This is a genomic window from Clostridium sp. MB05, from assembly GCF_046581255.1.
Classification (GTDB): Bacteria; Bacillota; Clostridia; order Clostridiales; family Clostridiaceae; genus Clostridium.
The window spans coordinates 869464-882113 of the sequence record NZ_CP174370.1; the positions used below are offsets into that span (position 1 = coordinate 869464).

The 12650-nt window shown below is 29.2% G+C and carries 10 protein-coding genes; all 10 read left to right on the forward strand.

Annotated features, from left to right (window positions below; all coding sequences use genetic code 11):
* Positions 1-172 precede the first annotated feature (172 nt).
* The 10 genes from ACH36K_RS04270 (at position 173) to ACH36K_RS04315 (ending at position 12419) form a co-directional block, all read left to right on the forward strand.
* The gene (locus tag ACH36K_RS04270) at positions 173-1468 is read left to right on the forward strand and encodes a M18 family aminopeptidase (RefSeq protein WP_411169719.1); all 1296 of its coding nucleotides are present in this window, start codon (positions 173-175) and stop codon (positions 1466-1468) included.
* Positions 1469-1596: 128 nt separating this feature from the next.
* A complete protein-coding gene (locus ACH36K_RS04275; protein ID WP_411169720.1) occupies positions 1597-3198 on the forward strand; it encodes an ATP-binding protein in 1602 nt (533 codons plus the stop codon).
* 1 nt (position 3199) lies between these two features.
* Positions 3200-3874: a response regulator gene (locus ACH36K_RS04280; protein ID WP_411169721.1), complete on the forward strand. Its 675-nt coding sequence runs from the start codon at positions 3200-3202 to the stop codon at positions 3872-3874.
* 322 nt (positions 3875-4196) lie between these two features.
* Positions 4197-5369, forward strand: coding sequence for an NADP-dependent malic enzyme (locus tag ACH36K_RS04285; protein ID WP_411169722.1), 1173 nt, complete (start codon positions 4197-4199; stop codon positions 5367-5369).
* 21 nt (positions 5370-5390) lie between these two features.
* A complete protein-coding gene (locus tag ACH36K_RS04290) occupies positions 5391-6701 on the forward strand; it encodes a 2-hydroxycarboxylate transporter family protein (RefSeq protein WP_411169723.1) in 1311 nt (436 codons plus the stop codon).
* 318 nt (positions 6702-7019) lie between these two features.
* The gene (gene murQ, locus ACH36K_RS04295; RefSeq protein WP_411169724.1) at positions 7020-7925 is read left to right on the forward strand and encodes an N-acetylmuramic acid 6-phosphate etherase; all 906 of its coding nucleotides are present in this window, start codon (positions 7020-7022) and stop codon (positions 7923-7925) included.
* An 86-nt stretch (positions 7926-8011) separates the two neighbouring features.
* Complete coding sequence (locus tag ACH36K_RS04300) at positions 8012-9373, forward strand: PTS transporter subunit EIIC (RefSeq protein ID WP_411169725.1); 1362 nt, start codon at positions 8012-8014, stop codon at positions 9371-9373.
* A 117-nt stretch (positions 9374-9490) separates the two neighbouring features.
* Positions 9491-10321, forward strand: a complete 831-nt coding sequence (locus ACH36K_RS04305) for an alpha/beta hydrolase (RefSeq protein ID WP_411169726.1) — start codon at positions 9491-9493, stop codon at positions 10319-10321.
* 143 nt (positions 10322-10464) lie between these two features.
* Complete coding sequence (locus tag ACH36K_RS04310; RefSeq protein ID WP_411169727.1) at positions 10465-11544, forward strand: MupG family TIM beta-alpha barrel fold protein; 1080 nt, start codon at positions 10465-10467, stop codon at positions 11542-11544.
* A gap of 26 nt (positions 11545-11570) precedes the next feature.
* Positions 11571-12419, forward strand: a complete 849-nt coding sequence (locus tag ACH36K_RS04315) for a MurR/RpiR family transcriptional regulator (protein WP_411169728.1) — start codon at positions 11571-11573, stop codon at positions 12417-12419.
* Positions 12420-12650 lie beyond the last annotated feature (231 nt).

Here is a 12650-nt window from a genome sequence, read left to right on the forward strand (position 1 = left end):
ACTCCTATCTATTTAATATTGTTTCATGGAAAGTATTGATCTATTCAAAATAGATATAATCACTATTATATACTAAAATTTACTAAATTCAATTATAATTAATTTTATAAATCATAAGAAAATTTAAAAAATATGGTATAATATTAATAGTCTTAATTTAGGAGGAATTGAAATGAAAAAAGAATTAGCATTAGATTTAATAGACTTTTTATATAAAAGTCCAACAGCATATCATTCAGTTAAAACTATTAAAGAAAGATTAGATTTAAATGGTTTTAGTGAAATAAAAGAAAGTGAAGAATGGAACTTACAAAAAGAAGGTAAGTATTATGTTATAAAAAATGATTCTGCTCTTATTGCTTTTACAGCTGGTAATGGAGAGATTGATAAAGACGGATTTAGATTAATAGGAGCACATACTGATTCACCAGGATTTAGAATAAAAGCAAATCCAGAGATGGTTTCAGAAGGAAAGTATTTAAAGTTAAATACTGAAGTTTACGGTGGACCAATTCTTTATACATGGTTTGATAGACCTTTAGGATTAGCAGGAAAAGTAACAGTAAAAGGAAAATCGGCTATTAAGCCAGAGACAAAGCTTGTAAATATTAATAAACCAATTCTTATAATACCAAGTGTTGCAATTCATATGAATAGAACAGTAAACGAAGGCTTTAATATAAATAGACAAAAGGATACATTGCCATTATTAAGCTTAATAAATGAAAAGTTTGAGAAAAATGGATATTTAGTTAAGCTCTTAGCAGAAGAGCTAAATGTTTCTTCAGAAGAAATATTAGGATTTGATTTAGGGTTATATGAAATTGAAAAGGGATGCTTAACAGGATTAAATGAAGAATTCATATCCTCAGGAAGACTTGATGATATGTGGATGGTTTATACAGGTATTCAAGCGTTAATAGATAGTAAAGTAAATAACTTTACTAAAGTTATGGTTTGTATAGATAATGAAGAAACAGGAAGTCTTACAGCTCAAGGAGCTAATTCAATGCTATTATTAAATATTTTAGAAAGAATAACTCTAGCATTAGGAAAAGATAGACAAGGATTCCATAGAGCTTTATCAAACTCAATAATGATATCAGCAGATCTAGCTCATGCAGTTCATCCAAATGCAGAAGAAAAGCATGACCCAACTAACAGACCAGTTTTAGGAGGAGGCCCAGTATTAAAGAGTGCAGCATCTGGAAGCTATAGTACAGATAGCTATAATGCAGCTATTTTTGAAGGCCTTTGTGCATCTGCAGAAGTTCCATATCAAAAGTTCTTTAATAGATCTGACATAAGAGGTGGAACAACTATAGGTCCAATAACTTCAGCTAACTTAACTATTCCAGTTATGGATATGGGCGCACCATTACTTTCAATGCATTCAATAAGAGAATTAGCAGCAGTAGAAGATAACTACTACACTATAAAATTATTTACAGAATTCTTTAATATTTAATATCGAAATTAAGAATAATGATAGATATTAATATTTAAAAGTTACCCTATGAATTTAGACAATACTATAGTAAAGTCTACATCATAGGGTATTTAAAATGAAATAAAATATGTTAAAGAGGGGAGAATATGCAAATAAATAAGAAGAAAAGTGCATCTCTTAAAGGAAAAATAACATTTATAAATGTTACATTAATAACTATTGCAATAACAGTAACAGTAATCATAACATTGATGTTAAGTGTAAACATATTAGAAAGAAATATTACAAGCAATATAAAAAATGTTTCTGAAATGCTTTCTAAATCAGACATGGTTAGAGATTCTTTAATAAATAATGAAGTAAAGGATAATTTGATTACATATATAGATGATTTAATACCAAAGTTAAATGATGTTGATATTATTGTTATTGCAGATAATAATGGTAAACGATATTATCACCCAGATAAAGAAAAGATAGGGCAGTCATTTACTGGAGGTGATGAGGAGAGAGTATTAACTAATGGGGAAAGTTATATATCTGAAGCTAAAGGGACTTTAGGAAATCAAAAAAGAGCTTTCGCTCCAATAAAAGATAAAAATGGTAATCAAATAGGCTTTGTTATGACTAGTACTCTTCTTAAAAATTTAAATAAGCTTAAGATAGATATACTTAGTATATATATAATGGTAGCTGGGTTTTTATGCAGTATAACTATAATAGTATCTATGTATCTTTCTAGAAATATAAAGATGTCATTACTTGGTCACGAGCCAGAGGAATTTGCTAAAATGTATTTACAAAGAGAAGAAGTTTTATCTACCCTAGAAGAAGGGATAATAGCAATTAATCATGAAGGAATAGTAACGCTTTTTAATAGTGCTGCTATTAACATGCTAGATATAGAAGAAAAGAATCCAGAAGGAAAATATATAATTGATGTATTTCCTAAGACAGAGTTAATAAACGTTATTAAAGATAAGGAAAGTCAATACAATAAGGATATGATAATAAATGACAAGGTAATTATAAGTAATAGAATATTAATAAGAGAAAATGATAAAGTTATGGGAGCTGTAGCTATATTTAGAAATAAAACTGAGGTAACTAGGCTTGCAGAACAACTAACAGGAGTAAATCAAATAATAGATGCTTTAAGAGCTAATACTCATGAATTTATGAATAAGCTTCATATAATATTAGGACTTATACAAATAGATAGAATAGAAGATGCGAAAAGATACATAGTTGATATAACAGAAGATCAGAGAGAAGTAGTAAGCCTTGTTATGAACCAAATAGAAGAGCCTACAGTAGCAGCATTAATACTAGGAAAAATGAGTAGAGCTAAAGAACTAGGAATAAAGCTAAGACTGTATAATAATAGTTGCTTAAATAGAGATAATAAGCTTTTAAATCGTAATTCATTAGTGACTATAATAGGAAATTTACTAGAAAATTCTATAGACTCAATAAATGAAAAAGATGATGAAATAAAAGAAATAAATTTACTTATTTCAGAAGATGCTAAATCATTAATAATAATGGTTGATGATACAGGTATGGGGATTAAAGAAGAACATAAACTATCTTTATATAAAAGAGGATTCTCTACAAAGAAAAGAAATACTGGAATAGGTATGTATTTAATAAAAGAAATAGTAGATAGTGTTGGTGGAGAAATAAATTTAGAAACTGAAGAAGGAGTAGGAACTTGTTTTACTATAAGAATAGGTGGGGAGAAATAATATGATTAAGGTTTTGATAGTAGAAGATGATCCAATGGTTGCTGATATTAATAAAAGATATATACAAGACTTTCAAGAGCTTACAGTTGCAAGGATATGTAATAACGGAAAAGACGCACTAGAAATTTTAAATAGAAATAATATAGATCTTGTTATTCTAGATGTTTATATGCCAAAATTAACAGGCATAGAGTTATTAAAAGAAATAAGAAGAAGAGAAATTAATACAGAAGTAATAATGGTTACAGCAGAACATGAAAGCAAAAATATAGATGAAGTTTTAAGACTAGGAATTATAGATTACTTAATAAAGCCATTTGAATATAACAGATTTATTGAAGCAATAAATAAGTTTCTTGAAAAGTATAAAATGTTTAATACCAATAATAAATTAAATCAAGGGGAAATAGATAAAATTATTGGCAATAGTATAAATTTAAACAGTTGTAATATAAAAAAAGGACTTCAAGAAAAAACATTAAAAAATGTTAGAAGCTTTATGGAGAATAATAAAAATAAACTATATACCAGTGAGGAAATAGCTGATAGCTTAGGATTATCAAGAGTTACAATAAGAAGGTATATGAATTACATGATGGAAATAAAAGAAATAACTAGTGAAATAGACTACGAAACAGGGGGAAGACCTAGTATAAAGTATAAGTGGAATATGTAGGATGATTTATTAGAGTGGTGTAATAATCCACTCTTTTTAGTTTCCATAAGGGCAATAATTTAGTTATTATAACTTAAAAAATTAAAAAAATATATTTTAGATACATATATTATTGTTAAAGTGAAAACATAATTAATGTTAACAAGTTCATTTATTATATAAAAAATAGTAAAATTATTTCAAAATCTATAAATTTTAGTTAAATCTTTAACATGTACTTTACTTACAAAAGGTTTTCAATACTTATTAAAAGTATAAATTTGAAAACGTTAGCAGTAGAATAATATCAAGAAAACAAATTAACCTTTAGGAGATGAATATTATGGATTATAACAAATTAAGTTTAGAAATGCATGAAAATAACAAAGGTAAGGTGGGTGTACTTTCAAAGGTAAGAGTAACTAATAGAGAAGAGTTAAGTACGGCTTATACACCAGGAGTTGCAGAGCCATGTAGAAAGATAAGTGCAAATAAAGAAGATGTATATAGATATACAGCAAAAGGAAATTTAGTTGCAGTAGTTTCAGATGGAACAGCAGTTTTAGGCTTAGGAGATATTGGACCAGAAGCGGCAATGCCAGTTATGGAAGGTAAAGCTATATTATTCAAAGAATTTGCTGGGGTTGATGCTTTTCCTATTTGTTTAGATACAAAGGATGTAGAAGAAATAATTAAGACAGTTAAATATTTAGCACCTACATTTGGAGGAATAAATTTAGAAGATATATCAGCACCAAGGTGTTTTGAAATAGAAAGAAGATTAAAGGAAGAATTAGATATACCAGTTTTTCATGATGATCAGCATGGAACTGCAATAGTAGTAGCTGCAGGATTAATAAATGCTTTAAAGCTTGTAGGAAAAGATATTAAAGATACAGAAGTAGTTATAAATGGTGCAGGTTCAGCAGGTATATCTATATGTAAATTACTTCTACAATTAGGAGTAGGTAATGCTGTTCTTGTAAATATTCAAGGAGCCGTTGCTGTTGGAGAAGAATGGATGAATGAAGCACAAGCTCAAATGGCTTTAGTTACAAATAAGAATAATGAAAAAGGACCATTAAAGGAAATAATAAAGGGGAAAGATGTATTTATAGGAGTTTCAGCACCAAATGTTATGGATGCAGAAATGGTTTCAACAATGAATAAAGATGCAATAGTATTTGCTATGGCAAATCCAATTCCAGAAATTATGCCAGAAGAAGCTAAAAAAGGTGGAGCTAGAGTAATAGCAACAGGAAGATCAGATTTCCCTAATCAAATTAATAATGTTCTTGTATTTCCAGGAATATTTAGAGGAGCTTTAGATGTTAGAGCTACAGATATAACAGAAGAAATGAAAATAGCAGCTGCAAAGGCTATAGCAAGCATTATAACTGATGAAGAGCTAAATGAAGAGTATATAATTCCAGGAGCTTTTGATAGTAGAGTAGCTGAAGTTGTGGCAAAAGAGGTTGCTAGAGTTGCTAAAGAAACAGGAATAGCTAGAATATAACAACAATTAGGGGGATATATTATGCAAGGCATATTAAATAAAAACTCAAGTCAAGCTACTGAAAAAAAGAAAATAGAAATAATGGGAATGCCATTACTAGCATTTTTAGGGGTAGCAACAGTAATACTAGGGGCTACAGTTATGGGGTACTTACCAAGTGGAATAGTTGGAGCTCTATCTATAATGATGGTTTTAGGTGCTCTATTCAATGAAATAGGAAATAGGACTCCTATTGTTAGGACTTATTTAGGTGGAGGTGCAATAGTTGCTATATTTGCATCAGCTGCATTAGTAACTTTTAACCTAATACCTGAAAGCGTTATATCAAATGTAAACAGTTTTATGAATGATTTTGGATTTTTAAATTTTTATATAGCTGCCTTAATAACAGGTAGTATATTAGGAATGGGAAGAAAACTATTAATAAAGGCATCTGTTAGATTCTTACCAGTAGCAGTAGCTTCTATAACAGTTGCATTATTATTAGTTGGAACAGCTGGAGCACTTTTAGGATATGGATTTAAAGAAGCTATAATGTTTATTGCAATACCTATGATGGGTGGCGGAATGGGTGCTGGTGTTATACCTTTATCTAATATGTATTCACAAGCATTAGGAACTGATGTTTCACAGATGCTTTCTGTAATGATACCTGCATCAACATTAGGAAATGTTATGGCTATAATAATGGCTGGTGTATTAGGAAGAGTAGCTACAGTAAAACCAAATTGGACTGGTAATGGAAAACTAATGAAAAGTGATTCAGGAGATTTAGAAGAAAAGACAGAGAATAAACTAGATCTTAAAATGTTAGGAATGGGATTATTATTAGCAATGACTTTCTTTACTTTTGGTACAATGGTTGGTAAGTTAATTCCTTCAATTCATGCATATGCTTGGATGATAATAGGTGTTGCGGCAGCTAAGATACTTGGAATATTGCCAAAGAAATTTGAGCAAGCAGCTCAGCAATGGGGACAATTTGTAATGACAAATTTAACAAGTGCTCTTCTAGTTGGAATAGGTATTTCAATGATAGATTTAAAAGCTGTTGCTGAATCAATAAGTCCTTTATATTTAGTTCTTGTATTTGTAGTTATTGCAGGTGTAACTATAGGAGCAGGAGTAGGTGGAAAGCTAGTTGGATTCTATCCAATAGAATCATCACTAACTGCAGGTCTTTGTACAACTAATATGGGAGGTACAGGAGACGTAGCAGTACTATCAGCAGCTAATAGAATGGAATTAATACCATTTGCACAAATAGCAACTCGTATATGTGGAGCTTTGATGTTAATAGTAGCAAGTGTACTATTGCAGATACTTATGTAGTAAAAGAATAGATATTTAAATTTTATAATAAGAATAAAAGAGACTGTTATAAAATTGACTTGGTTAGTTGATTTTGAACAGTCTCTTTTACTGTTCAAAATTATTTGCAAATTAAAGATATAAAGTAATAAGTTATAAATTTAACATAGAAATATTGAATTAATGAAATAACTAATAAGAATAAAACAAATCCAATGAAATGAAATAAGGAATTTGAATAAAGGCGTTGAAATATTGTTTCAAATATGGTAATATAATATTAAAGTGAAAACGTAGTCAAATGGACTGGTAGGCATACTTTATTTTGGAGGTATTTATATGAATAAAATAGACTTAGAAAATTTAACAACAGAGAGTAGAAACCCAAATACCATAGACATAGACAAGGTTTCAACCTTAGAAATGCTTAAAAAGATTAACGATGAAGATAAAAAAGTTGCAGAAGCTGTTGAAAAGGAATTACCTAAAATAGCAGAAGCTATAAATGGAATAGTAGAAGGAATGCATAAAGGAGGAAGATTAATTTATATAGGAGCTGGAACCTCAGGAAGACTTGGAATATTAGATGCGTCTGAATGTCCTCCAACATATGGAGTTTCAGAAGAAGTAGTTCAAGGGATTATAGCAGGGGGAACAGAAGCTATATTTAGAGCAAAAGAAGGAGCAGAAGATTCTAAGGAATTAGCTGTTGAGGATTTAAAGTTAAAGAAACTAAACGAAAATGATACAGTAGTTGGACTAGCTGCATCAGGTAGAACACCTTATGTAATAGGTGGATTAAATTATGCAAATGAAATAGGTGCTTTAACAGTATCAGTTACATGTAATGCAAATTCAGAAGTTTCAAAAGCAGCTAAGATTTCAATAGCACCAGTAGTAGGACCTGAAGTAATTACAGGTTCAACTAGATTAAAATCTGGAACAGCTCAAAAGTTAGTTTTAAATATGTTATCTACAGGAGCCATGATAAAACTTGGAAAAGTTTACGGTAACTTAATGGTAGATGTAAAAGCTACTAATGAAAAACTAGTTGAAAGATCAAAGAGAATAGTTTGTGAAGCTACTGGGGAAGATAGGGAAGCAGTAGAAAAAATATTAAATGAAACGGATTTTGATGTTAAACTTTCAATATTTATGATATTATCAAAGCTTGATAAAAACCAAGCTAAGAATATATTGGATGATAAAAACGGATATATAGCTGAAGCATTAAAGGGTATTTAAAGCAATAATTAAAGGGTATTTAGAACAACAATTAAAGGGTATTTAGAAGAATAAGTTAAAATTAAAAAATGTGGGAGGAATTGAGAATGACAAATCAAGAAATTGCTCAAAATTTGGTAGAATTAGTAGGTGGAAAAGACAATATACAGTCTGTAGCTAATTGTATGACTCGTTGTAGATTAGAACTTAAAGATTATTCAAAGGCTGATATAGAAAAAATTAAAAAGTTAGAAGGATCTTTAGGAGTAGTTAAAGCAGACGGTCAACTACAAGTAATATATGGACCAGGAAAAGTTAATAAAGTAACTGATGAAGTAAGTAAAATTGTTGGAAAGCCTATACTTTTAGGCGAAGATGCACTTAAAGCTACAAAAGCAAAATTAAAAGAAAAAAATAATACAGGTTTTAAAAATGGGCTTAGAAAGCTTGGAAATATATTTATTCCATTAATACCTTTATTCGTAGCATGCGGTTTAGTTCTTGCAGTTAATAATATTTGTAATGTTTATTTTGGTGATGTTTATAAAACAACTACAGCATCTCAAATAATTGGACTTATAGGTGGTGGAGTATTCTCAGTATTATCAGTTTTAGTTGGTGTAAATGCAGCTAAAGAATTTGGCTCACAAATGCCTATGATGGGTGGAGTACTAGGTGGTATTCTTTCATCAGGAGCACTAGCAAATATTAATTTATTTGGAAAAGCTTTAACACCAGGTCGTGGAGGAGTTATTTCAGTTATATTAGTAGTTTTACTAGCTGTTTTCATTGAAAAAGCTTGTAGAAAGGTTGTACCAGATGTATTAGATTTATTTGTAACACCTTTAGTAACTTTAACATTATCAGTGTTAGCAGCATTATTTATACTTCAACCAGTAGGTGGATTTATTTCAGATACAATTGGTATGGTAGTTGCACAAACAATAGCATCAGATAATACATTTGTTTCAGTTATTTCAGGAGCAGTTTCAGGGGCATTATTCTTACCATTAGTTATGACAGGAATGCACCAAGCATTAACTCCAATACATGCAGATTTAATAGCTACTGCAGGATATACAGTATTACTTCCTATATTAGCAACAGCAGGTATGGCTCAAGTTGGAGCAACTATAGCAGTTCTTAGAAGAACAAAAAATGAAAGATTAAAGAAAACTGCTAAAAATGGACTAGTTCCAGGATTCTTAGGAATTGGGGAACCATTAATATATGGTGTAACATTACCACTAGGAAAACCATTCTTAGGAGCTTGTTTAGGAGCTGGAGTTGGTGGAGCAGTAATGGCAATCTTCAAGGTTGGAGCAGTGGCTATGGGAGTATCAGGATTACCTCTAGCATTATTAATAGCAGATGGAAAAATGTTTGTATTCTTAATTGGAGTAATTACATCATATGTAGCAGGATATTTATTTACAGAAATGCTTGGGTTTGAAGATCCAGTAGAATAATATATAAATAATTAAACAATAAGTGTAGATATTATGTGAGTCTTAGTTACTAAGGGTAATTGGGTATTACTTAATTTCTACACTTTACTTTAAGAAAAGTGAAAAGGAAGGTGTGAAATGAATAATAATCTAAAAGCCGAAGAACAAGTAAAAGAAGCAGATCAAATAAAAGTTGAGGATAAGACATCTCAGGTAATAGCAGATACTCAATGGTCTAATACAATGAAAGTACATTGGAACTATGGAGTTTACCTTCCTGAAGAATATGTGGAAAATTTAGATAAAAAGTATCCTGTACTTTATGTTTTACATGGATGGGGTGGAAATGTTACTAATACAATTGATGAAACTAGAATAGATTCAAAATCAATATTAGATAATTTAATAACTAATAAAGAGATTAAACCTATGATAGTTGTGTTTGTAGATGGATTTAATAGTTTTTATGTAGATGGGCCAACATTCAAAATGAAAAGTGCAATAGTCAATGATTTAATTCCATTAATAGATTCTAAATATAGAACGTTAAATAATAAGAGTAATAGAGCGATAGCTGGGATTTCTATGGGAGGTTTTGGATCATTAAATATAGCATTAAGCAATAGTAATAAATTTGATTCAGTTGGATTAATGTCACCAGCTATTTGGGATACTATAGAAGAAAATAATATCATTTATGGAAGTCCATTAGTAGAAAAGTATTATGAAAATTCTTATAAAAACTTAATTAGAGAAGTTGAATCAAAGGATATAAATATTTTTTTATATCATGGAGAAGATGATCAAGTAATATCTTATGATAATATTGAAAATTTTGTTTCTTATGCTAGAGATTCTGGATTTGATGTTAAATATGAGCTACAAAATCAAGGAACTCACTCTTGGCCAACATGGCGAGAAATGTATCCTAAAGTGCTAAAGGATATAAGCAATAATTTTAATAAATAAAATGTTTGTATTTATATAAAATAGTAGGCATATTAGGATAGGTTTCTTAATATGCCTGATTTTTTATAAGTTAATTTTAAGAGATATTTACATTAAAAAATAACATTAATTATAAAAATAAGTTAATTAAGGAGAGGATTAATATGAGTTATGGATTTTCAGTTTATTTTGGACTTGATAATACTAAAGAAGAAAATATTCAATTATTAAAAGATGCACATGAACTTGGATTTACTAGAATATTTACATCTCTTCATATACCAGAAGCTAATTATGAGGTTTTAAAAAAAGAAGTTAAAGAATTTTTCGATATAGCTAAAAACTATGACATGGATATAATAAGTGATATATCACCTAACACTTTTAAATTTTTAGATTTGGAAGATATGGACTTAAAAGGACTAAGGGGTCTGGGAGTTAAAACTATAAGGATAGACTTTGGCTACAGTGAAGAAGAAATAGCTAAAATGAGTAATAATAAATATGGAATTAAAATTCAATTAAATGCATCAACTATAACTGAAGAATTTTTTTATGAACTTGATAAATATTCTCCAAATTACAGTAATGTAGATGCATTGCATAACTTTTATCCAAGAATTGGAACAGGCATTTCTGAAGAGTGTATGGTAGATAAGAATAGTATTCTTAGCAAAAGAGGAATAAAACCTTGTGCATTTGTACAGTCAAATAATAGAAAAAGAAGTCCATTAAAAGATGGCTTACCAACTCTTGAAGATCATAGAGGAGTAGGGGTAAGGGATGCTGCTAATCACTTATTTTCACTAGGAAACAAATCAGTGTTTATAGGAGATTCTCTTCCAAGTATAGATGAACTAAAAGACTTAGCAAATTTAGATCCTAAAGTTATAGAATTAGATATAAATGTAAAGACTAATAGTGAAGTTATAATTAGACTTCTAAGTGAAACCTACACAGCAAGAACAGATGAAGCTAGAGATGCTATAAGGGCAAGTGAAAGTAGATTGCTGTTAAATGGTAACACTATAGAACCTTTTAATACAACTAGTAAAGAATATGGAGATATTTCAATAGACAACAAGAACTATATGAGATATATGGGAGAACTTCAAATATTAAAAATAAATCAAAGTGAAGATTTTAGAACAAATATAGTAGCTTCTGTTTTACAAAAAGATATTTATTTATTAAAATATATACATGGTGGTAAAAAATTTAACTTTAATATAGTCAATAAATAAGCTGATGAAAGAGTAGTAAGGTGTTAATGATGAACGTATTGCAGTATATTAAACAAAATTATGATAGTTTTACAGATAGGGAAAAGCTAATAGCTGAATATTTACTTAGTAATAAAAAAAGTATTATAGGTATGTCAGCAAAGGAGATTGGAGATATTACAAATACATCAGCTCCAACAGTTGTTAGATTTTCTAAAAAAATAGGTTTTGATACTTTAAATGAAATGAAGTTGCAATTGTCATTAAATATAAAAAATCATGAGAAGGCTTCAGATTTTGAATATTTAGAGGGTGACTTATCTACAAAAAATATAATCCATGGAATAAAAAGATCTATAGATTCAATAGTAAATCAAACAGTGGGGACTTTAAAAGAAGACCAACTAGAAAAAGCTATAAATGTACTTAATAAAGCTAAAAATATCTATATTTTTAGTGTAGGTGTTTCTAATTTAGTAGGTTTGGATTTTTATTATAAGTTAAGTAGAATAAATAAGAGATGTATTTCTCATACTGATACTCATCTTCAGATGACTTCTTCTGCTCTTATGGAAAAAGGAGATGTGGCAATAGCTATATCTTATTCTGGAGAAACAAAAGAAGTTATTAGATGCATTGAAAATGCTAAAAAAAGTGACGTTCCTGTTATATCGATTACAAAGGCTAGTATAAATAATACATTAGCAAGTATATCAGATATAGTTCTACATGTCCCATTTGTAGAAAAATCTTTAAGAGAAGGTGCTATGAGTTCAAGAATATCACAGCTTGCAATAATAGATATGCTGTTTATAGGAATGGCAAGAAATAATTTGAGAGAAGTAGAAGAAAAGCTTAGAATAACAAGAAAAGCTGTAGAAGAGTTAAAAAATTAAAGAGTTAATAAATACTTTACTAATAAAATTGGCTTCTGCACAATGAACTAAATTAGTTCATTGTGCAGAAGCCAATTTTTATGTCCACTTTTTTATTTATCTAATTTTCACTAGACTTTCTTTTTCTTCATGAGTAAAAATCCTTAATTCTGCAAATAATAAACTTATCCTATGGGTATAATTCTTAAAGAAGATTTTTTAATAAAAGAAATTATAGAAAAATCTAAAATG

What these genes read in the sequence shown, in the direction of transcription:
- ACH36K_RS04270 (WP_411169719.1), top strand. Translation starts at nt 173, where the DNA reads ATGAAAAAAGAATTAGCATTAGATTTAATAGACTTTTTATATAAAAGT.
- ACH36K_RS04280 (WP_411169721.1), top strand. Translation starts at nt 3,200, where the DNA reads ATGATTAAGGTTTTGATAGTAGAAGATGATCCAATGGTTGCTGATATT.
- ACH36K_RS04290 (WP_411169723.1), top strand. Translation starts at nt 5,391, where the DNA reads ATGCAAGGCATATTAAATAAAAACTCAAGTCAAGCTACTGAAAAAAAG.
- ACH36K_RS04285 (WP_411169722.1), top strand. Translation starts at nt 4,197, where the DNA reads ATGGATTATAACAAATTAAGTTTAGAAATGCATGAAAATAACAAAGGT.
- ACH36K_RS04310 (WP_411169727.1), top strand. Translation starts at nt 10,465, where the DNA reads ATGAGTTATGGATTTTCAGTTTATTTTGGACTTGATAATACTAAAGAA.
- murQ (WP_411169724.1), top strand. Translation starts at nt 7,020, where the DNA reads ATGAATAAAATAGACTTAGAAAATTTAACAACAGAGAGTAGAAACCCA.
- ACH36K_RS04305 (WP_411169726.1), top strand. Translation starts at nt 9,491, where the DNA reads ATGAATAATAATCTAAAAGCCGAAGAACAAGTAAAAGAAGCAGATCAA.
- ACH36K_RS04275 (WP_411169720.1), top strand. Translation starts at nt 1,597, where the DNA reads ATGCAAATAAATAAGAAGAAAAGTGCATCTCTTAAAGGAAAAATAACA.
- ACH36K_RS04300 (WP_411169725.1), top strand. Translation starts at nt 8,012, where the DNA reads ATGACAAATCAAGAAATTGCTCAAAATTTGGTAGAATTAGTAGGTGGA.
- ACH36K_RS04315 (WP_411169728.1), top strand. Translation starts at nt 11,571, where the DNA reads ATGATGAACGTATTGCAGTATATTAAACAAAATTATGATAGTTTTACA.